We start from the raw sequence: 24,519 nt of genomic DNA on the forward strand, positions 1-24,519 counted from the left end.
GTGCAGCCGCCAGTGACCGAAAGCTTCGCAGCAAACCGTCTCCAGAGCACCGGCGCCTATGCGCTGGAGCTCGATGGCGTGGCGCGGCATTTCGGGGCGCTGGTGGCGCTCTCGGGCATCACTATGAGGATCGCGGCCGGCGAACGGCGCGCGGTCCTCGGCTCCAACGGCGCCGGCAAGACGACTCTGTTCAACGCCGTGACCGGCGACTTCCTGCCGACGGCGGGGCGCATCCGTTTCTTCGGCGAGGACATCACCGACCTGCCGCCGCATGAGCGCATCCGGCGCGGGCTGCGCCGCACCTATCAGATATCGCAATTGTTCAAGGGCCTGTCAGTCCTCGATTCCATCTTTCTCGCTTGCCGTGGCGTTTCGCGCCGGCGGTTCTCGCTGCTGCGCCCGGCGGCAAACGACGTCAACATGGTGCAGGCGGAATCGATCCTCAACGCCGTGCATCTGGAAACCTACCGCGACACGCTGGTGGCGACGCTGAGCCACGGTCAGCAGCGCCAACTGGAGATCGCGCTGGCATTGGCCGGCGCGCCGCGCTTCATCCTGTTCGACGAGCCGGCGGCCGGCCTGTCGCCGACCGAGCGCCGCGATCTCGTCGCCATCCTCAACGCGCTGCCGAAGCATATCGGCTACATCATCATCGAGCACGATCTCGATGTCGCGCTGCGCGTCTCGGAATATGTCTCGATGATGCACAATGGCCGCCTGTTCAAGGAAGGCACACCGCAGGAGATCGAGGCCGATCCTGAGGTTCAGGAGATCTATCTCGGGGGCAAGCATGGCTGAGCGCACCTCTCGCCAAACGCCTGGGAAGATCGCCAAGGCCATGCTGCGCATCGACGATCTGCAGGTCTTCTATGGCGAGAGCCATGCGCTGCAAGGTGTTTCCCTGACGCTGGAAAGCGGCGTGCTGTCGGTGGTCGGCCGCAACGGTATGGGCAAGTCGACGCTGTGCAACACCATCGTCGGCTTGAAGCGGGCCAAGTCCGGCTCGATCCGCGTCGACGGCCGCGAAATCACGGCGCTCGAGCCGCACGAAATCCATCGGCTCGGTGTCGGCTATGTGCCGCAAGGCCGCCGTGTCTGGCCAAGCCTGACGGTCGACGAGCATCTGCGCCTCGCCGCCGGCAACAGGCGCGATGCGAGCTGGACAGTCGAGCGCGTCTACCAGACCTTTCCGCGCCTGGCCGAACGCCGCGGCAATGGCGGCTCGCAGTTGTCTGGCGGCGAACAGCAGATGCTGGCCATCTCGCGGGCGCTGCTCAGCGATCCCAAGCTTTTGGTTATGGACGAGCCGACCGAAGGTCTGGCGCCAGTCATCGTCGACCAGGTCGAGCGCATGCTGGTCGACCTCGCCGCCGAAGGCGAGATGGCGGTGCTGGTTATCGAGCAGAATATCGGCGTGGCGACCGCGGTGTCGAACCAGGTCGCCATCATGGTCAATGGCCGCATCAACCGGCTGATGGATGCCAAGGCGCTCGCCGCCGACCGCGAATTGCAGCAACGGCTGCTCGGAGTCGGCCGCCATGGCGAGGAAGCGCAAGTCACGCCGGCGGACGTGGCGCAGGCCAGGGAACAACTGGCTGAAGTTTACCGCGTCGACAGGGCTGGCACCGGTTCGGCCGAGCCGATGCCGCAGAACGGCGTCTATCGCCCAGTCACCGAACTGCCCAACCGCTGGAACGTCCCGGTCACCGAGCTGCGGCAGGCAGCGGTCGACAAGGCAGCACCGCAGGACGATTTGAAAAAGGTTTTTGCCATTCCCTTTGCCGAGCGCATCGGCCGGACCGTGCTGGTCGTCGGCACTTTTGACACCAAGGGCAAGGAATTGCGCTTCGTCGCCGACCGGCTGAAAGCGCTCGGCCTGCCCGTGCGCACGGTTGATCTCTCCACATCGGGAAAACCGACAAGCGCCGATGTCCCCGCCATGCAGGTGGCCGGCATGCACCAGCGGGGTTCGTCCGCCGTCTTCACCAATGATCGCGGTGGCTCGGTCAGCGCCATGGCCGAAGCCTTCGCACGCTGGATCGAGCGCGAACCGCGCATCGGCGGTGTGATCTCGGCCGGTGGTTCCGGCGGCACCACGCTGGCAACGGCGGGCATGCGCGTGCTGCCGGTCGGCATCCCGAAGCTGATGGTCTCGACGGTGGCGGCCGGCGACGTCGCCCAATATGTCGGCGGCGCCGACATCATGATGCTCCATTCGGTCGCCGATGTTCAGGGGCTGAACTCAATCACCGAACAGGTGCTGTCCAACGCCGCGCACGCCATGGCCGGCATGGTCGCGCAACTGCCCAACGCCGAGGCGTGGGAAGCAAAACGCAAGCTGGCGCGACCGGCCGTCGGCATCACCATGTTCGGCGTCACCACGCCTCTGGTGCAAGCGGTGACCAAACGCCTCGAGGCCGACTATGACTGCCTCGTCTTCCATGCCACCGGCATTGGCGGGCGGGCGATGGAAAACCTCGGCGACTCCCGGCTGCTGTCGGCCTTCCTCGATCTCACCACCACGGAAGTCGCTGACATGATCGTCGGCGGCGTCTTCCCGGCGACAGAGGATCGCTTTGGGGCGGCCATCCGCACCGGTCTGCCCTATGTCGGCTCGACCGGCGCGCTCGACATGGTCAATTTCGGCCCGCGCGACAGCGTGCCGGAGAAATTCCGCAGCCGCAAATTCGTCATTCACAATCCCAACGTCACGCTGATGCGCACCACGCGCGACGAGAACCGCGCTTTCGGCGAATGGATCGGCGCCCGGCTCAACGCCATGAACGGCCCGGTGCGCTTCCTGCTTCCCGAAGGCGGCGTGTCGATGCTTGATGCGCCCGGCCAGCCCTTTCATGATCCGGAAGCCGACAACGCTCTGTTCGAGGCGATCGAGAAGACGGTTCGCCGCACGCCCTTGCGCCATGTCGAACGCGTGCGGGCCAACATCAACGACACGCCTTTCGTCGACGCGGCGATTGCTGCCTTCCACGCGATCACGCCGAAGCTGCAGAGGCGGGCATGAAGAATTGGACTTCGCCACCGTGCGGGTGGATGTTTGAAAATATCGCCGGTCGCCCCGTGCCGACCGTATTGTCTTGGGGAGGATAGATCATGGACGCGCAGACCTTTGGCGCTTTCCTGTTGTGGCTGATCATTGCCGCGGTTGTCGTGGTGATCGCCGTCTACATCTTGCGCTGGCTTTATCGCCGCTCGACCAAGGAGACGGCGTTCGTGCGCACCGGCTTCCTGGGCGAGAAGGTGGTGGTCAATGGCGGCGCGTTCGTCATCCCGGTGCTGCACGAGATCACCCCGGTCAACATGAACGTGCTGCGCATCGAGGTGCGGCGCGAGGACGGACTGGCGCTGATCACCCGCAACCGCATGCGCGTCGACCTGATCGCCGAATTTTTTCGTGCGCGTCGGCGCCAGTCGCGAGCTGGTGGCGGCAGCCGCGCAGACGCTTGGCCGCCGCACGCTGCAGCCCGACAGCCTGCGCGAATTGCTGGAGGGCAAGTTCGCCGGCGCGCTGCGCACCGTGGCCGCCCAGATGACGCTGGAAGAAATGCATGAATTGCGCGGCGACTATGCCGCCAGGGTGCGCAGGCTCGCCGAGGAATCGCTCGCCGCCAACGGCCTGGAACTCGAAAGCGTCGCCATCGTCGACCTCGACCAGACCAGCCTCGAATATTTCGATCCGTCAAACGCCTTCGACGCCGAAGGCCTGACGCAGCTGACGGAATCGATCGAGACCCGGCGCCGGATGCGCAACGAGATCGAGCAGCGCACGCTGGTCGATATCCGCAACCAGAATCTGGACACCCAGCGCAAGGTGCTGGAGATCGATCGCGACAGCGAATATGCCCGCCTCGAACAGGAGCGCGAGGTCGAGATTCGCCGTGCGGCACAGCGTTCGGAGCTCGCCATCGAGCGGGCGTTGCGCGACCAGGAGTCCGAGCAGGCACAGCTTTCGTCGCGCGAAGCGGTCGAAAAATCGCGGCTCAACCAGGAGCGCAACATCACCGAGGAGCGCATCAAGAGCGAGGAGGACACGCAGCGCCGCGAGATCGCGCGCCGCCGCTCGCTCGACGAGACCGAGATGAAGATGCGCGAACTGACCGAGCGCGAGCAGATCGCGCTCGAACTGTCGCTGGAGAAGGCCCGCATCGAGCGCGAAGGCGCGCAAAGCAAGCTCGAGATCGAACGCAAGAAGCTGCTTGAAGTCGCCGAACTGGAACGCCAGATCGCGCTCGCCGAAAAGGCGCTGGAGGTGACCCGGGCCGAGGCGGAGAAGCGTCGTGCCGAGATCATCGAGAACCAGGCGACCGAGACCGCGCGGATCGCGCAGGAGCGCGTCGTCGACGAGGTCCGCATCGAACGCGAGCGCCACCTCGAAGCGCTGCAGATCGCCAAGCGCCAGGCGTTCGAGGAAGCCGAGATTTCGGCCGGCGAAGAGGTCGAGCGCGCCCGCATCACCACCGAGCGCGGCATCGAGGAAGCGCGGCTGATCAAGGACCGCGACATCAGGCAGCTGGGTGTCGACCGCGACCAGAAGATCGAGATCGCCGAGATCCAGAAGGCGATCGACATCGCCAAGAAGACGCAGGAGCGTTCCTCCGCGATCGCGGCTTCCGAAGCCGTGCGGGCCAAGGCGGTCCAGGCCGAGGAGCAGGCCTTCACCGCCCGCGAGCGCGAGATCGCCGAACGTCGCAAGCTGACCGACCTGATCGGCGCGCAGCGCGAAGCCGAGCGCGAGGCGCTGCGCATCACATCCGCGGCGGACGCCGAGATGAAGGCGGCGAAGAGCCTGGCCGAGGCGCAGAAGATCGCCGCAGTCGCTTCGGCCGAGTCGGAGAAGATCCACGCCCTTGCCGCGGCCCAGCGCTACGAGGTCGACGCCGCCGGCCACCGCCAGCTCAACGAGGCCGAGAACATCCTTTCCGAAGGTGCGCGGGCCGGGCGCCTGCGCGGAAAGCTGCTCGACCACATGGAAGGGATCATCCGCGAGAGCGTCAAGCCGATGGAGAAGATCGACGGCATCAAGATCCTGCATGTCGACGGCATCAATGGCGGCTCAGGCGGCAACCGCAACGTCACCGACGAGGTCATCGATTCCGCGCTGCGTTACCGGGTGCAGGCGCCGATGATCGACAATCTGATGAAGGAGATCGGCATCGAGGGCGGTTCGCTCGGCCGCATGACCGACGTGCTGCGCGACGCCAAGGATATTTCCAGCCTGACCCGTGACAAGAAGGGCAAAGGCAAACCCGCCAAGGACGACGATGACGACCGCGATCACTGAGGTGAGGGCGGTGTTTCGTTGTGCTTCGTTGGGCCGTGCGAGACGATATCTTGCGCCTGATTGCCAAGTGGTTCCCCCACTCCGTCGCTGCTTCGCAGCGCCACCTCTCCCCCTCCGGAGGGAGAGGAAAGGAGCCTGCCGCGGATGGTTCGCGCCCTTCCTCTCCCCCGTCGATCGGGGGAGAGGTGTCGAGCGAAGCTCGACGGAGTGGGGGTCGACCTGGCGCGGCGCGGGACAATGCATGCGCGGACTGCAATGCCCATAGCCGGCTCGCAAGCATGACCAAGGTCTATGTCTCCTCGGTCATTCCAGCGCCGGCAGCGGAGGTGTGGAAGCTGGTGCGAAACTTCAACGCATTGCCAAGCTGGGCGCCGTTCGTCGCCGAGTGCCGCATCGAGCAGAACGCCCAGGCCGACCAGATCGGCTGCATCAGGAATTTCACGCTGAAGGACGGCGGCCGCATTCGCGAAAGGCTGCTGGCGCTGTCCGACTACGACCTGTCCTGCAGCTATGCGATCCTCGAAAGCCCGATGGCGGTGGAGAACTATATTGCCACCCTGTCGCTGACGCCGATCACCGACGGCAACCTCACCTTGGCCGAATGGCAAGCGGAGTTCGATTGCGCGCCGGATCGCGAGGCTGCTCTCATGCATCAGATCGGCCATGGCGTGTTTCAGACCGCCTTGACCGCGCTGAAACACCGGTTCGGGCGCTGACGCCGGCCGATGGTCAAGGTTTGCCAGAGCACGATCATCGATGCACCGGTTGACGAGGTCTGGGCGATCCTGCGCGATTTCAACGGCCATGACCGCTGGCATCCGGCGATCGCTTTCAGCGAGATCGAGGGCGGCGAACCGGTCGATGCGGTAGGCTCCGTGCGTCACTTCCGGCTGAACGATGGCGGTGAATTGCGCGAGCAGTTGCTGGCACTGTCCGACAAGGACCGGCGGCTGAGCTATTGCCTGCTCGAAGCGCCGCTGCCGCTGATGGGCTATGTCGCCTCGCTGCGGCTGAAGCCGGTGACCGACGGCAATGCCACCTTCTGGGAATGGCGCTCCGAATTCCAGCCGCCGGCGCATCGCCGCGACGAACTGGTCAGGCTGGTCACCGAAGGAATCTACCAGGCCGGCTTCGCGGCGGTGCGCAATCTGCTGCGACGCAGGAGCGTGGGCTCGCCAGTCGAGACGAGACCGCCCCATGCGATGGTCGGCCCGACCCCGTTGGCGAGCATGCCGCGTGCCGTGTCAATGGCCGCGCCTGGCCAGGCCGCAACGACCCGGGCGATCGTTGTCGAGCGCTATGGCGGACCGGAGGAGTTGCAGTTCAAGGAGATCGGGCTGCCGCCGCCAGCGCCGAACGAGGTGCGGATCCGCCACACGGTGATCGGCGTCAATTTTATCGACGTCTATTGCCGCACCGGGTTTTTCGACCTCCTGCAGCCGCCCGGCGTGCCGGGCATGGAGGCGGCCGGTATCATCGAGGCAGTCGGCTCGGCGGTGTCGGGCTTTTCGATTGGCGACCGTGTTGCCTATGCCTGTCCGCCGGTCGGCGCCTATAGCGAGCGGCGCAATATGGCGCCCGAGCTGCTGGTTCATCTCTCGGACGACATTGCCGATGAGATCGCCGCCGCCGGCCTGCTCAAGGGCGTCAGCGCCAGTTTCCTGCTGCATGATGTCCACGCCGTGAAGCCGGGCGATATCGTCCTCATCCATGCAGCGGCCGGCGGCATCGGCCAGTTGCTGGTGCAATGGGCGCGTCATCTCGGGGCGACGGTGATCGCGACCGTGTCGAGCGACGACAAAGCCCGCGTCGTCGAGCGTCTCGGCGCGCACCATGTCATCGTCTATTCCCGCGAAAATTTCGCCGATGCCGTCATGCGGCTGACCGGGGGCAGGGGCGCCGACGTCGCCTATGACGCAGTCGGCAACGACACATTCGCCGGCTCGCTCGCCGCCCTTGCCGTGCGTGGCCATCTCGTCAGCTTCGGTCAGGCTTCAGGACCGATCGGCAATTGGGATATCGGCCGCTTCGCGTCGAAGTCGCTGACCATTTCGCGGCCCAACTATGGCCACTACACCGACACGCCGGAAAAACTCGCGCCGCACGTCGCCAGGTTCTTCCAGGCGCTGCGGCAAGGTGTGGTCCGCGTAGAGGCGCCGACGCGTTACACCCTCGCCAACGCCGCCGACGCGCACCGCGATCTGGAATCCCGCCGCACGACCGGAGCGCTGGTCCTGCTGCCGAAGCCGTAACCGAGGCTCCAAGTCCGAGTTTTCGTTTTAAGGCTTGTTGAGATTCAGGATTCCAGTTTTGGCTTGGTTGTGATTCAAGCTTTGGATGGACCGATTCGTGCTGACGGACGCCCAATGGGCGAAGATGGAACCGCATTGTCTGGGTAAACCAACCGACCCCGGACGAAGTGGGGGTGACAATCGCCGCTTCATTGAAGCCTTGCTTTGGATCGTGCGGACCGGAAGCCCATGGCGAGATCTTCCCGCCTTCTTCGGGAGCTGGAACACCGTTTTCAAGCGCTACCGCGATTGGGTCAAAGCCGATGTTTTTATAAAGCTTTTCGAGGCCTGCTCGGATGAACCGGACATGGAATACGCCATGGTCGATGCCACCATCGTCAAGGTCCACCGCCATGGACAGGGCGCAAAAGGGGGACTCAAAGCCAGGCCATAGGCCGCTCCAAGGGCGGCATGACCACCAAAATCCTGGCGCTCACCGATGCACTTGGAAATCTGGTGCGCTTTGTCCTTTTGCCCGGCCAGCGGTTCGACACGGTGGGCGTTGCACCGCTCATTGATGGTGTCTGCTTCGGCGGCTTGATCGCCGACAAAGCCTTCGACAGCAACACCATCATTGCCGATCTGAACGAGCGCGGCGCCAAGATCGTTATTTCACAGCACTCCCGTCGCGCTTCTCCCCTGCCGCTCGACAAGGAACTCTACAAATGGCGCCACCTAATCGAGAACTTCTTCTGCAAACTCAAGGAGTTCAAGCGCATCGCCATGCGTGCCGACAAAACCGACCATAGCTTTGCAGCCTTCATCAATCTCGCGGCTGCCGTCATTAACTCACGATGAATCTCAACAAGCCTTAGAGCGTCAATAAATAATTTGACGCGCGCAACTCTTTTGCGTTGTAGTGGAAACGCGAAAATTTGACTGAACAAATTCAGTCAAGCAATGCTGCCTCACGGCAACGGCGGCAGGACTGATTCTGGCCGGACCGGGAAGGTCGGCGGGCGCGGGCAAAGGAATATCGATGGCGGAGAAGACCCACCGCACGATGGATGATTTCGCCAGGGCGTCCGGCGTGTCGCGGCCGACCCTGTCGAAGTATTTCGACGATCCTGCCAGCGTGAAGCCGGCGACGCGGGCGCGCATCGAGGCGGCGCTGCGCTCCTCGGACTATCAGCCCAACGTTTTCGCGCGCAATCTCAACCGCAAGCGCACCCGCAATGTCGGCATCGTCGTGCCGACGATTACCGATCCGTTCTATGCCGAAATGGTCAGCCGCATCGAACTGCGCTGCCGCGATGAGGGTTTCTGGCCGATCGTCATCTCTTCGCACGGTTCGCCGAAACTGGAGGCGGAATCGGTCAAGACGCTGTTGTCGCTGAAGGTCGCCGGCGCCATCGTCGCTCCGCTCGGGTTGGTCTCCGAACCCGGCGTCTTCGAGCGGATGAGCGAGGACATTCCGATCGTCTATTTCGACACTTACATCGAAGGTGACACGCCTTTCGTCGGCAACGACAACCACCAGAGTACGTCGACCATCGTCGACTATCTCTGCCGGTCCGGCGAACCGCCGGTCTATGTCGACATTCCGCATGTGAACCACAATTCGGGCGAACGCCTGCAGAGCTATATCGAGACGATGCGAGCCGCCGGCCTGGAACCCGTCGTCCTTGAGGCGGCGGGCGGCTACAACTGGGATTTCGAGCGCATCGGCCATGAGTGGATGGAGCGGACGCTCGAGAAAGGCGGCCTGCCGGCGCGCACGCTGCTGTGCGCCAACGACCGTCTCGCCTTCGGCGTCATGGCGGCGGCTTTTTCGCGCGGGCTGAAGATCGGCCGCCGGCCCGATTGCGACTTCCGCGTCGCCGCCCATGACGATCATCCGCTGAGCCGCTACACCTGTCCGGCGCTGACCACCATGGCGCAGGATTTCGCCGCCATGGCCGGCCGCAGCGTCGAGATGCTGCTGGCCTTGCTGGATGAGACCGACCCGCCCGGCCAGGGTCTGGCACGCAACGTCAAGCTCGGCGCGGCGCTGGTGATGCGTCAATCAGCCTGAGTGCGTGTTTGCAATTGCAGCCAGGCCGCCGCCTCGCTCACCGCTTGCCGCGCCGCCAGAATGTGGCGGCCCATCGAGACGAAGCCGTGGATCTGTCCCGGCCAGTGCCGCAGGACCAGCGGTACGCCCTCGGCCCGCAGCCGCTCGGCATAGGCCGTGCCTTCGTCGGCAAGGATGTCATGGCCGGCGATCACGACAAACGCCGGTGCGGCGCCGGCAAGGCTCGAGGCCAGCAGCGGCGAGACGCGCCAGTCGGTGATGTCGTCCGGCGTTCGCACATAGTGGTCGCGGAACCAGGCCATGGTGGCGGCGGTGAGCCCGAAGCCGTCGCCGAAGCGCCGGTAGCTGTCGGCTGTCTGGCGTGCATCGGTGTTGGGATAGATCAGGATCTGGGCGGCAAGCGGCGGCGCCAGCCCGTCGCGGGCGAGCAACGCCAGCACCGCGGCAAGGTTGCCGCCGGCGCTGTCACCGGCAAGGCTGATGCGGGCGGGGTCGATGCCCAGTTCTCCGGCGTTTTCCGCCATGAAGCGGAGCGCCGCCGCGCAATCCTCGAGCCCTGCCGGAAACCTGTGCTCCGGCGCCAGCCGGTAATCGGGGCAGACGACGACGGCGTTGCCCAGATTGGCGAGCCATCGGCAGATCTCGTCATGCGAATCGAGATTGCCGATGACCCAGCCGCCGCCATGCAGATAGAGCACGGCGCGCGCCCCGGTTCGCGGTGCGCCGATGCCGCGATGGATGCGGAACGTGACCGGGCCGTTCGGCCCGTCGATCTCTTGTTGCGAGGTCGCCGCAACCGGCTCGTGCTCGCCCTGCTGTGTCGGGAAGGAAGCGTTGTAGGCGGCCCGCGCCGCCGCCACGCTGCCGTTCTCGAATGGCTCGCCACCGGCCGCACGGCCGATTTCGAGGGCGCGCAAGGCATCCGGATCGAGCGTCATCCCCACCTCCGTCATGCCCGTGCCTAGGCGAGCAGGCTGCTTGCCTCGTCCTCGGTCAGCAGCGCCGGCTGGACGACATCGCCAGCAATGGCGACCGAGCTTTTGGTTTCGCCCGAATGCAGGATCGCTTCCATGATTTCCAGCACATGCAGCGCCAGATTGCCGGATGCGCGGGGCGTTGCCCCTGTCTGGAGCGAGCGCACCAGATCGGCGACGCCGAGCATACGATAGTTGGCGCGATCAGGCGCTGCGTATGGCCAGTTACGGGCGCCGTAGAGCTCGCCTTCGCTGGCAAAATCCTTCCACTCGGCGCCGCGTTCGGACAGCGAAACGGTGCCGCCGAACGTGTCGGGATCGGGCAGGCGCAGCGAGCCTTCCGTGCCATGCAGTTCGATCGGATGGTTGGAGTGCTTGAAGACGTCCCATGACGCGCCGAAGGTGACGGTGGCGCCCGAGCGGAATTCGAGCAGCGACAGCACGTTGGTCGGCGTGCCGACCTCGAAGCTGGTGTTTTTGAACGGTCCTTCGGCGGTGATCAAGCGTTCCTCCTGGCCGCGCGTCGCCATCGCCATGACGCGCGCGACAGGACCGAGCAGATTGACCAGCATGGTCAGGTAGTAGGGGCCCATGTCGAACACCGGGCCGCCGCCCGGCTGGTAGTAGAATTGCGGGTTCGGGTGCCAGTGCTCCATGCCGCGCCCCATCATGAAGGCGGTGCCGGTGACCGGGCGGCCGATGGCGCCCTCATCCATCAGGCGGCGCGCCCGGCGCCCGGCGGCACCGAGGAACGTATCAGGCGCCGAGCCGAGCAGCACGCCGCGCTTGGCCGCCTCTGCCACCAGCCGACGCCCGTCGCTGGCCGACGTCGCCAGAGGCTTTTCGGTGAAGACATGTTTTCCCGCCGAAAGCGCTGAGAACGAAATGTCGAAATGTGCGGCAGGAATGGTCAGGTTGAGGACGAGATCAATCTCGGGGTCGGCGAGCAGCGCATCGACGCCCAGTGCCTTGATGCCATATTCCTTGGCTCGCAACGCTGCCATGTCGGTCGAGATATCGGCGCAGGCGCGCAGCTCGATGCCGCCGAAAAGCGCGGCATTGCGCAGGTAGGTCATCGAGATGTTGCCGCATCCGATGACGCCGATTCCGAGCTTCGTCTTTGATTTTGCCTGCATTTTTGGCCTTACCTCCCAACTTCGTCATGCTCTGCCGGATCCGTTGCTCCGGCAACGGATCATCTTCGAAAAGCGCTATACAACATTTTAAATATTGACGCGCGTAAAATTTTTATAGAACATGCGAAAATGCTGGCGCGATATTGGGAGGCTGCCGGCCTTGGGAGGAGAAGATGACAGACCTGAAAAAACGGCCGGGCGCCGATGCGAATCCCGTGGGTCATGCGCGCATAGATCTTTCCGTCGCGGCCAGGGACCGCGACGGGGTCAGGCATAGATCACCTTGGCCCCGGTCCTATCGAGCTGGCTGCGTATCGGGCCGGACAGGCCATCGTCGGTGATCACAACATCGACGCTCGACAGCGAAAATGCCTTGGAGGTCCCGCTGACGCCCCATTTGCTCGAATCCGCAAGGAGGACAACGCGCCGGGCCATGCGCACAAGGTTTCGCTTCGTTCGCGCCATGTCTTCGTTCACGTCGACCACATCCAGTGACGAGTCAATCGCATGCGCTCCAACAAAGACCTGATGCGCCACCAAGCCGCCGAGAGCCGTGTCGGCATCGGTGATCAGCGTGCTCACCGTGTCTGGATAGACCCGGCCACCGATCATGTGAACGTCGAGCCCGGGCCGATGCATCAGATGCTGCACGATATTCATCGCCGTGGCCGCGACCACGACATTGCTGAGCGGTGGTAACAGCATGGCAACCTGCATCAATGTCGAGCCGCCGTCGAAGATGACCGATTGGTTGTCCTCGAACAGTTCTACCGCTGCCCGGGCGATGCGTTTCTTTGCATCGAGGTTCGTTTGCATCCGCCGGGCGAACGCGGCCGTGGTCGAATCCGTGGTCCGGGTCACCGCCCCTCCACGGGTCTTGGTCAGCAGTCCCTTGCGGTCCAGTATCTCGAGGTCGGAGCGCACCGTGACTTCCGACACGCCAAAATCGTCTGACAGGTCCTTGATGCGAACCTGTCCGCTGCGTTGCACTTCACCCAGGATCGATTGGCGTCTCTGCTCTGACAACATTGCCCTGTCCTTGCCTCCATGCGCCAAGCGATCGCCTTGGCCTCGGTTCACTCTACCAAAAATATGCGAATTCGAAAGATTTCGAAAGATTGCATTTATCCTTTCTTTCGAAAACACTGGGTACGGGATTTTGAAGTCAATCGATTGGAGAGTTTTGGACCCATGAGCCTCGGAACCAAGGTGCGCCTGGCGCGCCTCTTCTCGCATCCATCGGGGAACCTTTTTGGCGGCGCGGTCGACCACTTCGTCGGCTATGGCGACGTGCGCAAAGGCGGCCTTGCCGACCTGCCGGGTGCGCTTGCACGCGTCATGGCGGGCAAACCCGACTACGTCAGCATCCAGCCTGGCACCGCGCGCCATCTGTGGCCGCAATATGCGGGCAAGGCTTCCCTGGTGATCCAGGCCGGCTGCTTCACCCCGGACGATCGCATCAGTGAGCTGATTGCAACGCCCGAGGATGCGGTGCGCGCTGGCGCCGATGCGTTGGCCGTGGCCATTCCGGTGCGCGGCGCGACCGAGGGCAAATACATACGCTGGCTGACCGATTCGGTGAATGCGGCGGCCCGTTACGGCATGCCGGTGGTGGCGCATATCTACCCTCGCGATTTCACCGACGGGGCAAAAATCGTCTTCACCCCCGACGAGATCGCCTATGCGGCGCGCATCGGCTATGAGTCCGGCGTCGACGTGATCAAGATCGGCTACACGGGCGATTTCGAGTCGTTTCGAGAGACCGTTCGGACCTGCCCGGTGCCGGTTGTGATCGCCGGTGGTCCGAAGACCGACACGCTGCTCGGCGCCCTTCAGCAGACGGCGGACGCGATCCGTGCCGGTGCGCGCGGCGCCGTGGTGGGCCGCAATCTCTGGGGGCATGGCGATCCTCAGAAGGCGGCGCTTGCCTTTCGCGGCGTCATCCATGACGGCCTGTCGGCGCAAGATGCCCTGGCGAAAGCGGGGGCCTGAACGATGCCCGCCGTCCCCTCGATCCTCGGCTTCGGCGCTATTGCGATCGACGACATCGTCTATGTCGATCAGCCGTTGTCGGCGGGCAAGGGGAAGGTTCTGCAGAGTGCCCGGGCTTTCGGGGGAAATGTCGCAACGGCACTTGCCGCCGTCGCGCGGCTCGGCGGAAGCGCCGGGTTCGTCGGATGGCTGGGCAGTGCCGCCGACGACGCCGTGTTGTGCGATCTCGTTGCGAGCGGCGTTGAAACCGCGTTCGCGCCGCGCCACCCTCACGCGCGCCCGGTGCGCTCGCGCATCACCGTCGGTTCGGATGGGGAGCGGTTCATCGCATATGACGACGAAGCGATGCTGGGCACCACGCCGGATTTCTCGGGCGAGGTCCTCAGCCGCGCGACCGTCCTGATCGTCGACAGTTACGCGATCCGCTCGCTGGATGTCGTGGCTCGGGCTCGCGATCTCGGCCTAGCGATCCTCGGCGATATCGAATGGAGCGGCGGCCCAGCCACCGAGAGGCTGATCGCGCTATGCGACCACCTCATTCTTCCCCTGGGCTTTGCACGGGCCGCTACGGGCTGCCGATTGCCCGCCGAGATACTCGATGCATTGTGGTTGCCGTCGCGGTCCGCCGTGGTTCTGACCGATGGTGGCAGGGGCGTGTACTATCGCGGACGCGATGCGACAGGGCTCTGGCACCTGCCTCCGCACCGGGTTGTCGTCGTCGACTCGACCGGTGCCGGTGACTGCTTTCATGGCGCCTATGCCCATGCATTGACGCGCGGTTCCGACACCGCCGGCCGGGTGGCATTCGCTGCGCGGCGGCGGCCTTTTCGATAACGGGGCGTGGCGGGCGCGAGGCGCTTCCGACGAATGACCAGGTCACGGAACTGCTGGCATCGGCAAACGCGCCGTCGGCAGTCGAACTCAGATATGCGCAACTCGATACCGGAACATAGCCTGAAACTATCCGAGGAAACATTTTCACGGGCGAAAGGGCCAAGAAGGATAATAAAAATCAGTGGCTTAGACTTGTGGAGGGAGGAATATGGCAGAAGTCGTTCTTGAGAATATCTGCAAGACCTACGGGAACAATTTTCGCGCAATCGACCAATTGAACCTGTCGGTCGAGGACGGCGAGTTCTTGATTCTCGTCGGGCCGTCCGGATGCGGCAAATCCACCGCGTTGCGAATGATCGCGGGACTGGAGGACATCACCAGCGGCAGCCTTCGGATCGGCGGTACCGACGTCGTCGACATGCCGCCCAAGGATCGCGACATCGCGATGGTGTTCCAGAGCTATGCGCTCTACCCGCATATGACTGTGTTCGAAAACATCGCCTTTTCGATGCGGCTGGCAGGCAAGCCGAAGGCCGAACGCAAGAAGCGCGTGGACGAGATCGCCAAAACCCTTCAGCTGACGTCTTTGCTGGACAGCAAACCCGCCAACCTTTCCGGCGGACAGCGTCAACGCGTTGCCATGGGCCGCGCCATGGTGCGCGAGCCGGCCGCCTTTCTCATGGACGAACCGCTTTCCAATCTGGACGCGAAACTGCGTGTCCAGATGCGCGCCGAAATCACCAGCCTGCAAAAGCAGCTCGGCGTGACGACTATTTACGTGACCCACGATCAGACCGAAGCGATGACGATGGGGGACAGGGTCGCGGTGCTGAAAGGCGGCGTGCTGCAGCAGGTCGACACACCGAAGAGGCTCTATGAATCACCGGTGAACGCCTTCGTCGCCGGCTTTATCGGTTCTCCCTCGATGAACCTTTTCGAGGCCACCCTGACGGGCGACGAACTGACGGCCGGCGCCTTTGCCATCCGGCTGCAGGATGCGGCCTTCGTGCGCAGGCCAGGCTTGAGGTCGTATGCAGGGCGCAAAATCGTGTTCGGGATCCGGCCGGAGCATCTCTATGACAGCAGCCTCGAATCCGGCCGCAAGTATCAGACGATACCCGCAAAGGTGACGTCGATCGAAGAGCTCGGATCCGAACATATCGTCCATCTGAACATCGACGCGGTCCGGGTGGACTCCGGCGATCCCGACGCGGTGCAGGACTTCGGCCTGACGTCGAACGCGGTGGCGAAATTCGAACCGGACAGCGCAGTCCGCTCCGGCTCGGAAATCCGGTTGGCCCTGGATGATAGCAAGCTCCATTTCTTCGATCCCGAGACGCATCTGGCGATCTGAAGATCTGTGGCAGAGCCCGCAGGCGAGAGCGAGGCGCCTGCGAAGTACTCGTAAGAAGACTTCTGAATGAAGCAGATGATCGGCTGCATTGTGCGGTCGATCCTAGAGAAGGAGGAGAAAAAAATGACGTTTCGGATAAAGCCCGCGATGCTGAAAATAGCCGCGGCCGCATGGTTGCTTGGCGCAACCGCCGCCATGGCGGACACGACGCTGGAATTCACCCAATGGTGGGAGCCTGAATTGCCCGCAGGCTCCTTGCGGAAAATCATGGACGATTTCGAGGCCGCGAATCCCGGCATCAAGGTGACGCTGGTCAGCGGCCCCTATGCGACCACGCGAGACCAGATCTCGGTTGGTGCTGCAACCGGAACGCTCAGCGACGTCGTCGGGCTCGACGGCGCCTGGGTGAACAATCTGAACGCGCAGGGTGCGCTCGCCGACATGAACCCGATGATGGATGCGAGCAAGTTCGACAAAGCCCAAGTCGCCGACATCATCAAGGTGGACGGCAAGGCGGTGATGTTTCCCGTGGCTTCCTTCGTCTATCCGGTCTTCGTCAATTTGGACCTCGCCGCCCAGGCGGGCGTGACCAAGCTGCCGTCGACCCGCGCGGAGTTTCTCGAAGCCGCCAAGAAGATGACCCATGCCGACAAGAACCAGTATGGCTGGGTGCTGCCGCTGTCGCTGCAGACGCCGTCCGGCGTCCAGAACGACATGATGTCGTGGGTCTGGGCATCGGGTCAGTCGATGATGGCGGACGGCAAGCCCGCTCTCGAGGGCAAGCCCGTGGTGGACATGCTCACCTTCGTCAAATCACTCAACGACGCCGGCACCATCTCGCCCGGCATCGCCACCAAGACCGAGCAGGAAAAGGTCGAGGAATTCGTCAACGACCGCGTCGGGATGATGATCGACTCGCTCGCGCATGTGAACCTCATCCGCAAGCGCAATCCCAAGCTGAACTTCGACCTCATCCCGGTTCCGGTCGTGGAGGGCTATACGGGCAAGCGCGGCCTTCCCTATGCCTCCTGGGGCATCGGCATCTCTGCTGCCTCGAAACATCAGGAAGAGGCCTGGAAACTCGTCCAATATCTGATGGGTGAAAAGGTGAATGCCAAGCTGGTGTCGCTTGCCAACGCCTTCCCCGGCAACGTCAACGCCAAGCCCGATTTCGTGACCTCGGACAAGGCTTTCGGCAAGGCTTTTGAAATCTTCAAGACCGGTTATCTCGCCAATGAGTTCACCGGCCTGCCGGTGGCTGAAGACCTGATGACCCAGTTCGACGTGCAAGCCCAGAAGATGCTCGCCGGCGAGCAGTCTCCGGAACAAGCTGCTGCCGCCGCTCAGAAGGGCTGGATGGCGAAATTCTGATCGGCCTGTTCCCGTTTGCTATCTTCGACCGGGTGGTCTGACTTCGGGCAGGCCACCCGGCAACAACGGATCGGCAATTTGAGATGGACCTGTTTTTGAAGCTTACCTTCTCTTGAAGGCGTATCCCAAGGTTGGCACATGACCCGGCAAAAGCGCTCCCACCACAAGCTGAAACGAGCGGTCGCACCCTACCTCTATCTGTCGCCCTCGCTGCTCATAATCGGGCTTCTGATGCTGCTGCCGATGGTGACGGTGATTGCCTATTCGTTCCAGAACAGCGCGGTGCTGCGTCGTGACCCATCCTTTGCCGGACTGAAACACTACCAGGCGATCTTCGACGACCCAGTGTTCTGGGCTTCGCTGTGGCACACGCTCTACTTCACCTGCATGAGTGTCATTTTCCACATGACCATCGGCATGGCCTTCGCGCTCATGCTGAACAGCGACCGCATCAATCCGACGCTGCGCAATATCCTGCGCGTGCTCTACATACTGCCCTGGCTGTTCACCGCGGTGATCATCGCCGTGATCTGGCGCCTCCTGCTCGAGCCGAACGGCGTCGTGAACAGCATTCTCCTGCAATTGGGCATCATCGGTTCCAAGGTCGAGTGGTTTTCCTCGCCCGAGACCGCGCTGCACGCCGTCACCTTCGCCAATATCTGGGCGGGCTATCCGCTCTTCATGGTCAGCCTGCTCGCAGGCTTGCAGGGCATCCCCAAGGATTTCTACGAGGCCGCCGATATCGACGGGGCGAAGGCTTACCAGAAGCTGATCTTCATCACCATCCCGCAGCTGATGCCGATCATCATCAGCATCTCGCTGCTCGACTTCATCTGGACCATGCAGGTCTTTCCGTTGATCTGGATAACGACGGGCGGTGGCCCGATCTACTCGACCGAGGTCCTCAGCACCTACACGTACAAGCTGGCGTTTTCGAGCTACAACCTGTCGCAGGCCTCGGCGAGCGCTGTGGTCATCCTGCTGATCTCTCTCGGCCTGACGCTGTTCTACATCCGCTATCAGAAGGCGCGGTAGTCACCATGAGGAAAAGGCACACGCCGAAAGACAGGCTGATCACCTTTGCGCTGCATGTCGCGCTTGCCGCGGGGTTGTTCTTCGCGGCCTTCCCGATCTACTGGATGCTGAGCAGCTCGTTCAAATCGAATACCGAAATCTTTGCCCTGCCGCCAACCATCCTGCCCAAGGCCTTCACGCTGGAAGCGTATGCAGCCATCCTTGGCGACCCGGTAAAGCTGCGCTTCTTCTTCAACAGCTACTTCGTGGCCGGAGCGGTGACCGTGCTGACGGTGCTGATCGCCTTGCTGGCGGCCTATGGGTTCAGCCGCTTCAACTTCCGCGGCAAGGGCAGCCTGAACACACTCATCATCAGCACGCAGACGATTCCGCCGATCACGCTTTTGATCCCCTTCTTCGGGCTTGTCGTCTCATACGGTATCTTCGATACCTACGTCGCACTGATCCTGACTTACCTGGTGTTTACACTGCCCTACGCGATCCTGCTGATGACTGGATATCTGAACACCTTGCCCCGCGATCTCGACGAAGCGGTGGCTGTCGATGGCGGCAGCAGCTGGACCGCACTCTGGCGGGTGATCGTCCCGATTTCACTGCCTGGTATCGTGGCGACGTCGGTCTACACCTTCCTGTTGTGCTGGAACGAATTTCTCTTTGCGTTGACGCTGACGAAGTCAACGTCCATGCGCACCGTCCCGATCGGCATCCAGCTGTTGATGGGGCAGCACGCCTTCGAATGGAACCAGATGATGGCGATGAGCGTGCTCGGCTCGCTACCGCTCTTGCTCATCTATCTCGTTGCCCAGAGGTACTTCCTCGCCGGCATGACCGCGGGCTCGGTCAAGTAGGATCCCCCCACGGGGGCATCAAGGAATAAGCGGTATCAAGGATTGAAAGGATGAACGTGAAAGACCTCAAAGTCGGCTGCCAGACCTTTACCTGGGAAATGCTCGGCGACCGTTTTGCCGGCGGCCCCGACGATCTGTTGAAGGCCATCGCCGATGGCGGCTATTCCGGCATCGAGATCACCGACACCATGATCGGCCGCTACGCCGACCGGCCGTCGGAGTTCGCTGCCGCGCTGAAATCGTCCGGCCTGACGCTGGTCTCCTTCGCCTTCGGTTCGAACAGCGGGTTTACGCTCAAGGATCAGATCGACGCCGAGCTCGAGGCGGCGCAGCGCTGGATTGATTTCGCCGCCGCATTTCCCGGTGCGCTGGTCTCGATGGGTTCGGCTACCGTGGTGTCCGACGGGCCGCGCGACGACAAGTTCGCCATCGCCGCCGAGGTTTACAACAAGGCCGGCGAGCTCGGCCGCAGGGCCGGTGTCCAGGTGGCGGTGCATCCGAGCTCGCACCACAACACGCTGCTGTTCGACCGCGCCGACTATGACAGGATCTTTGCCTTGCTCGACCGCGATCTGGTCGGCTGGGTGCCGGACACCGGCCACATCCTTCGCGGCCACAAGGACATGGCCGACACGCTGCGTACCTACCGCGACCGCATCCGCTACATCCATTTGAAGGACGTCGACGCCAGCGGCACCTGGGCGATGCTGGGCAAGGGCGTCTGTGACACGCCGAAGGTTATCGAGATCGCCGGTGCGGCGCCGCGTTTCAATGGCTGGCTGGTGCTCGAAGAGGAATCCGAAACGGCCGCCGCCGATCCCGCCGGCGCGGTCAAGACCAACCGCCAGACAATGCGCAGCTACGGCGCCTGAAGAACGAGACGATGATCAAGAAACAAGACAGACGCCTGAGAGTCGGTGTGCTCGGTTGCGGCCCGATCGCGCAGTTCGCGCATCTGCAATCCTGCGCCAAGGCCGCCAATGCCGACCTCTACGCCATCTGCGACGCGGCGCCCGATCTGCTCGCCCGCATGGGCGCCACCTACGAACCACAGAAGATGTATGCCGACTATGACGCCATGCTCGCCGATCCCGAGCTGGAGGCGGTGATCGTCGCCACGTCTGACGCCTATCACGTGCCGATGTCGATCAAGGCGCTCGATGCCGGCAAGCATGTTCTCTGTGAAAAGCCGATCGGCACTTCGGTGGAAGAAGGCGAGGCGCTGGCGGCGGCCGTGAAGCGTTCGGGCAAGGTGCTGCAGGTCGGCCACATGAAGCGCTTCGACCCGGCGCTGGAGGCCGCGCGCGACTTCGTCCGCGACGAGATGGGCGAGGTGCTGGCGCTGAAGGCTTGGTATTGCGATTCCACCCACCGCTACACCAACACCGACGCCATTCAGCCGCTGCCGGTCACCAGCAAGCTGGCGAGGAAACCTTCGGGCAATCCGAAGGCTGACCTCAGGCAATATTTCATGCTGGCGCACGGCTCGCATCTCGTCGATACCGCGCGCTTCCTGTGCGGCGAAATCACCGCCGTGCGCGCGCGCCTCAACGAGCGCTTCGGCGCCTATTGCTGGTTCGTCGAAACCGAATTCGTCAGCGGCGCGCTCGGCCATCTCGATCTGACCGTCGCCGTGCGCATGGACTGGCACGAAGGGTTCCAGCTCTATGGTGAGAACGGCTCGGTCATCGCCAAGACATTCAACCCCTGGTACTTCCGCGCCAGCGAGGTCGATATCTTCCATGAAAAGGACGCGACCTCGCGCAAACCGCTCGGCGCCGACGGCCATTTCTTCCGCCGCCAGTTGGAAGGCCTTGCCGACACCGTGCTGAACGGCGCGACGATGCGCGGCGCCAATGTCGAGGACGGCATCGCCTCGATCCGCGCCATGGTCGCCATTGCCCGCTCCGTGGAAACGGGCGAGCGGGTCGAACTTGCCTCCGTCTCGGGTGCGGTCTGATGCGCCTCGGCATCTTCGCCAAGACCTTTGCGGGCACTGACCCCGCCGCCGTGCTGGCTGCGGTGAAGCAGGCCGGATATGAGACGACGCAATTCAACCTCGCCTGCGCCGGCCTGCCGTCAATGCCGGATGCGGTACCAGCGGATGCCATCGCTTCCATCCGCGCTGCCGCACAGTCGACAGGCGTTTCGCTTGCAGCACTCTCGGGCACCTACAATATGGCGCATCCCGACAGGGCCGTGCGCGACGATGGCCTGAGGCGCCTCGCCGTCGTCATCAAGACGGCAGCATCCCTCGGTATCCCGCTGGTCACGCTCTGCACCGGCTCGCGCAATATTGCCGATCAATGGGCCTATCATCCCGAAAATGCCACGCCTTCTGCCTGGTTCGACATGGCTGCCGAAATGGGCAAGGCGCTGGCGCTGGCCGAAGATGCCGGCGTCGATCTCGGCATCGAGCCTGAGCAGGCCAACATCGTCACCTCGGCCAGGGACGCGACGCGTCTGATCGCCGACATGCGTTCCAGGCATCTGAAGATCGTGCTCGATCCGGCCAATTTGTTCGAGCACGCGATAGCGGACGAGGCACGCGCCATCGTCGCCGCCGCGATCTACGAGGCCGCCGGCCACATCGCCATGGCGCACGCCAAGGACCGGCATGGCGACGGCCGCTTCGCCACGGCAGGGCAAGGCATCGTCGATTTTCCGGATTTCGTCGCGCGGCTGAAGGCCGTGGGTTTCGATGGAGCGCTGGTCACGCACGGGCTGTCCTCTGATGAGGCCCCTGGCGTCGCCGCCTTCCTGCGGGGGCTGCTCTGATGAGTGCGGCGCCAACGATCCTGCTGCGCGACGATGCCGCGCTTCGTGTCTTCGACACCGGGCAGGGCAGGCTTCCCGTCGTCTTCCAGCATGGTCTCGGTGGCGATGCCGCCCAGGCGGCGCAGAATTTTCCTGACCAACCATCATACCGCCGGCTGACCGTCGAATGCCGCGCGCAGGGCGGCTCCGGCGCCGGCAGCAAGCGTCCGTTTTCGATCGCCATGTTCGCCGACGATGTGCTGGCCGCCGCTGATGCGGCTGGACTCGACCGCTTCGTGGCCGGTGGCATTTCGATGGGAGCGGCGATCGCGCTGCACCTCGCGAGCCGGCACCCTGACCGTATCCTTGGCCTGGTGTTCGTGCGTCCCGCCTGGGCCTTCGACGCAGCACCACAAAACATGCGCCCTTACGTCGAAGTAGCCGAACTCATCCGTCGGCTTCCACTGGCTGAAGCGCGAGACGCCTTCGCGTCCTCCGCGACAGCGGCCCGCTTTCGCACAGAGGCGCCGGACAATCTCGCCTCGCTGCTCGGCTTTTTTGCCCGTGAAAACGCGGTTGTCTTTGCCGAGGTGATGCAGGCGATCGCTAATGACGGGCCTGGCGTGACGCAGGCGGAAGCCGCCAGCCTCGCAATCCCCACGCTGGTCATCGGCAGCGGGATCGATCTCGTCCATCCCTTGGCGACCGCGCACGAGCTTGCCGCGACCATCCCCAATGCCGCCTTCGCCGAGGTGACGCCGAAAGCAGCAGACAAGGATCACCATTTCGCCGAAATCCGCGCCGCTATCGGCGGCTTTCTCGACAGAAATTTCAACAACCAGGACCAATCATGACTTCAAAGCCCCTGTCAGGCCCCGCCGCCATCGCCGCGTTGCCACACGATCGCTTGATCGCCGAATTTTCGCTCTGGTCGGCCAATCTCGCCAACTTCGAGAGCGACCTGAAACGGATCGAACCTCATGTCGATCTGCATCACATCGACGTCGCGGACGGTCATTTCGCGCCGTCCTTCCTGTTCTTCCCCGATCTCGTCGCCCGCATCGCCGGGCTGACGGCCAAACCCATCCACGTCCATCTGATGGTCGATGATGCGATCGTCGAAGCACAGACGCGCCAGTTCATCGAGGCCGGCGCCGACATGATCAGCGTCCATGCCGAAAACGGCGAGGCGGGATTGCGCGCCGTGCGGCTGGCACGCGAACTCGGCGCCGAAGCCGGCGTCGTGCTCAGGCTGGAGACGCCGGTCGAGGCGGTGACGCCTTTCGTCTCCGAGGTCGCCTTCGTCACGCTTCTGGGCACGGCGATCGGCGTCAAGGGCCAGAGCCTGTCGGAGAAAGCCTGCGACAGGCTGGGCGCCGCCCGTGCGATTCTGAGAAAGGCCGGCCGCGAGGCGGCCGTCGTTCTTGCTGCCGATGGCGGCATCCGCCACGAGACGGTGCCCTTGCTGCGCGCGGCCGGCGCCGAAACCGTGGTTCTCGGTTCGCTCGCCTTTGGTGACAAGGATCTCGCCGGCCGCATCGGCTGGCTGCATGGGCTGAAGGTTGCGGCATGACCAATGAAGCCGCCCTCGCGATCGATCTTGGCGGCACCGAGCTTCGTGCCGCCCTGGTCGACCGTGACGGCAAGATCCTGGCCTTCGCCGCCGTGCCGACACAGGCACAGGCCGGCCCCGACGTGGTGATCGGCCAGATCGAGGCGCTGGCCGCGACCGTGCATGCCGAGGCGCCAGGCCTCGCCATTGTCGGCGTCGGCGTCGGCGCGCCGGGGCCGCTCGATCCGCTGGCCGGCATCGCCGTCGGTCCGCCGACGCTCGCCGGCTGGCAGGATGTGCCGCTGGCCGACATCCTCGAGCGCCGGCTCGGCCTGCCGGTGCGGTTGGAGAACGACGCCAACGCGGCCGCACTCGGCGAATGGCGTTTCGGCGCCGGCCACGGCGCTCGCTCGCTGGTCTTCGTGACTGTGTCGACCGGCATTGGCGGTGGCGTCGTTGCCGACGGGCGCATCCTGCACGGCCGCCGCGGGCTGGCCGCCGAGATCGGCCATATGACCATCACCAATGAGGGCGAGCGCTGCGTCTGTGGTGTCGTCGGCTGCTTCGAAGCCATCGCCTCGGGCACGGCACTTGGCCGCCGCGCCAATGCCGCGACATCAGCCTTCGACGGCTCGACGCTGCGCCGCCTCTCCGCCAATGCCGAGGTCACGGGTCGCCATGTGGTCGAGGCGGCAAGGCTGCAGGACGACCTCGCTCTGGCCTTGCTCGAGGAGGAGGCGCGCTGGCTGGGCGTCGGCTTCACCAACCTCTTGCATCTCTATTCGCCGGACGTGCTGGTCGTTGGCGGCGGCATCGCCAATGGGCTAGACCTGATGCATCCGGTTATCGAGGCGACCATCCGCCAGCGCGCCATGCGCGCCTATCGCGACGTGCCGATCGTCCAGGCGCAGCTCGGCCGCCATGCCGGGCTGGTCGGCGCCGCCAGCCTTGTGCTGTTCGATGATGGCAGCCTGGCCGCCCGCATGCCTGTCGGTCCAAGCACGTTCCCGGAAGCGCGGAGGGACTTCAATGGCTGACACGTCAACGTAAAAATGGCCGGAG

General features: G+C 63.8%; 21 protein-coding genes and 1 pseudogene. 19 read left to right on the plus strand and 3 right to left on the minus strand.

What is annotated here, in order from left to right:
• Positions 1-12 precede the first annotated feature (12 nt).
• The 7 genes from HB778_RS22500 to HB778_RS22530 all read left to right on the plus strand — a co-directional run bounded on the left by HB778_RS22500 (position 13) and on the right by HB778_RS22530 (position 9,604).
• Positions 13-798: an ABC transporter ATP-binding protein gene (locus HB778_RS22500; RefSeq protein WP_095198886.1), complete on the plus strand. Its 786-nt coding sequence runs from the start codon at positions 13-15 to the stop codon at positions 796-798.
• Positions 791-3,022, plus strand: coding sequence for an ABC transporter permease (locus HB778_RS22505; RefSeq protein WP_432421201.1), 2,232 nt, complete (start codon positions 791-793; stop codon positions 3,020-3,022). Before HB778_RS22500 ends, HB778_RS22505 begins: the two co-directional genes overlap by 8 nt.
• Positions 3,023-3,439: 417 nt before the next feature.
• A complete protein-coding gene (locus HB778_RS22510; protein ID WP_183457061.1) occupies positions 3,440-5,299 on the plus strand; it encodes a flotillin family protein in 1,860 nt (619 codons plus the stop codon).
• A 278-nt stretch (positions 5,300-5,577) separates the two neighbouring features.
• Positions 5,578-6,015 (plus strand): SRPBCC family protein, encoded by a 438-nt coding sequence (locus HB778_RS22515; RefSeq protein ID WP_183457063.1) that lies wholly within the window; start codon positions 5,578-5,580, stop codon positions 6,013-6,015.
• A 9-nt stretch (positions 6,016-6,024) separates the two neighbouring features.
• Positions 6,025-7,551: a zinc-binding dehydrogenase gene (locus HB778_RS22520; protein ID WP_183457065.1), complete on the plus strand. Its 1,527-nt coding sequence runs from the start codon at positions 6,025-6,027 to the stop codon at positions 7,549-7,551.
• Positions 7,552-7,636: 85 nt separating this feature from the next.
• Positions 7,637-8,388 (plus strand): IS5 family transposase gene (locus tag HB778_RS22525; protein WP_183457067.1). Its coding sequence is split into 2 segments (ribosomal slippage): positions 7,637-7,967 and positions 7,967-8,388, totalling 753 coding nucleotides; the frame shifts between segments, so codons are not numbered across the junction.
• 181 nt (positions 8,389-8,569) lie between these two features.
• Positions 8,570-9,604, plus strand: coding sequence for a LacI family DNA-binding transcriptional regulator (locus tag HB778_RS22530; RefSeq protein WP_183457069.1), 1,035 nt, complete (start codon positions 8,570-8,572; stop codon positions 9,602-9,604).
• Here the strand turns inward: HB778_RS22530 and HB778_RS22535 are convergent.
• From HB778_RS22535 to HB778_RS22545, 3 genes are all read right to left on the minus strand, one after another.
• The gene (locus HB778_RS22535; protein ID WP_183457071.1) at positions 9,592-10,542 is read right to left on the minus strand and encodes an alpha/beta hydrolase; all 951 of its coding nucleotides are present in this window, start codon (positions 10,540-10,542) and stop codon (positions 9,592-9,594) included. The genes HB778_RS22530 and HB778_RS22535 overlap by 13 nt on opposite strands.
• Positions 10,543-10,565: 23 nt before the next feature.
• On the minus strand, positions 10,566-11,714 hold the full coding sequence (locus HB778_RS22540; RefSeq protein ID WP_183457074.1) for a Gfo/Idh/MocA family protein: 1,149 nt from the start codon (positions 11,712-11,714) through the stop codon (positions 10,566-10,568).
• A 267-nt stretch (positions 11,715-11,981) separates the two neighbouring features.
• Positions 11,982-12,743, minus strand: coding sequence for a DeoR/GlpR family DNA-binding transcription regulator (locus HB778_RS22545; protein WP_127291316.1), 762 nt, complete (start codon positions 12,741-12,743; stop codon positions 11,982-11,984).
• Between the two features lie 162 nt (positions 12,744-12,905).
• Between HB778_RS22545 and HB778_RS22550 the strand changes: the two genes are divergently transcribed.
• The 12 genes and pseudogenes from HB778_RS22550 to HB778_RS22605 all read left to right on the plus strand — a co-directional run bounded on the left by HB778_RS22550 (position 12,906) and on the right by HB778_RS22605 (position 24,494).
• A complete protein-coding gene (locus HB778_RS22550) occupies positions 12,906-13,706 on the plus strand; it encodes a class I fructose-bisphosphate aldolase (protein ID WP_010914679.1) in 801 nt (266 codons plus the stop codon).
• Between the two features lie 3 nt (positions 13,707-13,709).
• Positions 13,710-14,659 (plus strand): annotated as a pseudogene (locus tag HB778_RS22555) (PfkB family carbohydrate kinase).
• Positions 14,660-14,748: 89 nt separating this feature from the next.
• Positions 14,749-15,894 carry an ABC transporter ATP-binding protein gene (locus HB778_RS22560; RefSeq protein WP_183457076.1) on the plus strand — a complete coding sequence of 382 codons (1,146 nt, stop codon included), beginning with the start codon at positions 14,749-14,751 and terminating at the stop codon, positions 15,892-15,894.
• 123 nt (positions 15,895-16,017) lie between these two features.
• Positions 16,018-17,265, plus strand: coding sequence for an ABC transporter substrate-binding protein (locus HB778_RS22565; protein ID WP_183457078.1), 1,248 nt, complete (start codon positions 16,018-16,020; stop codon positions 17,263-17,265).
• Between the two features lie 138 nt (positions 17,266-17,403).
• Positions 17,404-18,300: a carbohydrate ABC transporter permease gene (locus HB778_RS22570; protein ID WP_095198876.1), complete on the plus strand. Its 897-nt coding sequence runs from the start codon at positions 17,404-17,406 to the stop codon at positions 18,298-18,300.
• A 5-nt stretch (positions 18,301-18,305) separates the two neighbouring features.
• A complete protein-coding gene (locus tag HB778_RS22575; protein ID WP_183457080.1) occupies positions 18,306-19,148 on the plus strand; it encodes a carbohydrate ABC transporter permease in 843 nt (280 codons plus the stop codon).
• Positions 19,149-19,198: 50 nt separating this feature from the next.
• A complete protein-coding gene (locus HB778_RS22580) occupies positions 19,199-20,020 on the plus strand; it encodes a sugar phosphate isomerase/epimerase family protein (protein ID WP_183457082.1) in 822 nt (273 codons plus the stop codon).
• Between the two features lie 11 nt (positions 20,021-20,031).
• Positions 20,032-21,108 (plus strand): Gfo/Idh/MocA family protein, encoded by a 1,077-nt coding sequence (locus HB778_RS22585; protein WP_183457084.1) that lies wholly within the window; start codon positions 20,032-20,034, stop codon positions 21,106-21,108.
• Entirely contained in the window at positions 21,108-21,926 is an 819-nt protein-coding gene (locus HB778_RS22590) for a sugar phosphate isomerase/epimerase family protein (RefSeq protein ID WP_183457086.1), read from the plus strand. Before HB778_RS22585 ends, HB778_RS22590 begins: the two co-directional genes overlap by 1 nt.
• The gene (locus HB778_RS22595) at positions 21,926-22,759 is read left to right on the plus strand and encodes an alpha/beta fold hydrolase (RefSeq protein ID WP_183457088.1); all 834 of its coding nucleotides are present in this window, start codon (positions 21,926-21,928) and stop codon (positions 22,757-22,759) included. Before HB778_RS22590 ends, HB778_RS22595 begins: the two co-directional genes overlap by 1 nt.
• Positions 22,756-23,478: a ribulose-phosphate 3-epimerase gene (locus tag HB778_RS22600; RefSeq protein WP_183457089.1), complete on the plus strand. Its 723-nt coding sequence runs from the start codon at positions 22,756-22,758 to the stop codon at positions 23,476-23,478. Before HB778_RS22595 ends, HB778_RS22600 begins: the two co-directional genes overlap by 4 nt.
• A complete protein-coding gene (locus tag HB778_RS22605) occupies positions 23,475-24,494 on the plus strand; it encodes an ROK family protein (protein WP_183457090.1) in 1,020 nt (339 codons plus the stop codon). Before HB778_RS22600 ends, HB778_RS22605 begins: the two co-directional genes overlap by 4 nt.
• Positions 24,495-24,519 lie beyond the last annotated feature (25 nt).

The sequence above is a fragment of the Mesorhizobium huakuii genome (genome assembly GCF_014189455.1).
In the GTDB taxonomy this organism is placed as follows: Bacteria; Pseudomonadota; Alphaproteobacteria; order Rhizobiales; family Rhizobiaceae; genus Mesorhizobium; species Mesorhizobium huakuii_A.

Bases quoted from the DNA above. Each gene is read 5' to 3' on its own strand.
- HB778_RS22605 (WP_183457090.1), top strand. From the start codon at position 23,475: ATGACCAATGAAGCCGCCCTCGCGATCGATCTTGGCGGCACCGAGCTT.
- HB778_RS22570 (WP_095198876.1), top strand. From the start codon at position 17,404: ATGACCCGGCAAAAGCGCTCCCACCACAAGCTGAAACGAGCGGTCGCA.
- HB778_RS22515 (WP_183457063.1), top strand. From the start codon at position 5,578: ATGACCAAGGTCTATGTCTCCTCGGTCATTCCAGCGCCGGCAGCGGAG.
- HB778_RS22585 (WP_183457084.1), top strand. From the start codon at position 20,032: ATGATCAAGAAACAAGACAGACGCCTGAGAGTCGGTGTGCTCGGTTGC.
- HB778_RS22540 (WP_183457074.1), bottom strand. From the start codon at position 11,714: ATGCAGGCAAAATCAAAGACGAAGCTCGGAATCGGCGTCATCGGATGC.
- HB778_RS22560 (WP_183457076.1), top strand. From the start codon at position 14,749: ATGGCAGAAGTCGTTCTTGAGAATATCTGCAAGACCTACGGGAACAAT.
- HB778_RS22575 (WP_183457080.1), top strand. From the start codon at position 18,306: ATGAGGAAAAGGCACACGCCGAAAGACAGGCTGATCACCTTTGCGCTG.
- HB778_RS22595 (WP_183457088.1), top strand. From the start codon at position 21,926: ATGAGTGCGGCGCCAACGATCCTGCTGCGCGACGATGCCGCGCTTCGT.
- HB778_RS22580 (WP_183457082.1), top strand. From the start codon at position 19,199: ATGAACGTGAAAGACCTCAAAGTCGGCTGCCAGACCTTTACCTGGGAA.
- HB778_RS22600 (WP_183457089.1), top strand. From the start codon at position 22,756: ATGACTTCAAAGCCCCTGTCAGGCCCCGCCGCCATCGCCGCGTTGCCA.
- HB778_RS22550 (WP_010914679.1), top strand. From the start codon at position 12,906: ATGAGCCTCGGAACCAAGGTGCGCCTGGCGCGCCTCTTCTCGCATCCA.
- HB778_RS22535 (WP_183457071.1), bottom strand. From the start codon at position 10,542: ATGACGCTCGATCCGGATGCCTTGCGCGCCCTCGAAATCGGCCGTGCG.
- HB778_RS22565 (WP_183457078.1), top strand. From the start codon at position 16,018: ATGACGTTTCGGATAAAGCCCGCGATGCTGAAAATAGCCGCGGCCGCA.
- HB778_RS22505 (WP_432421201.1), top strand. From the start codon at position 791: ATGGCTGAGCGCACCTCTCGCCAAACGCCTGGGAAGATCGCCAAGGCC.
- HB778_RS22530 (WP_183457069.1), top strand. From the start codon at position 8,570: ATGGCGGAGAAGACCCACCGCACGATGGATGATTTCGCCAGGGCGTCC.
- HB778_RS22590 (WP_183457086.1), top strand. From the start codon at position 21,108: ATGCGCCTCGGCATCTTCGCCAAGACCTTTGCGGGCACTGACCCCGCC.
- HB778_RS22545 (WP_127291316.1), bottom strand. From the start codon at position 12,743: ATGTTGTCAGAGCAGAGACGCCAATCGATCCTGGGTGAAGTGCAACGC.
- HB778_RS22520 (WP_183457065.1), top strand. From the start codon at position 6,025: ATGGTCAAGGTTTGCCAGAGCACGATCATCGATGCACCGGTTGACGAG.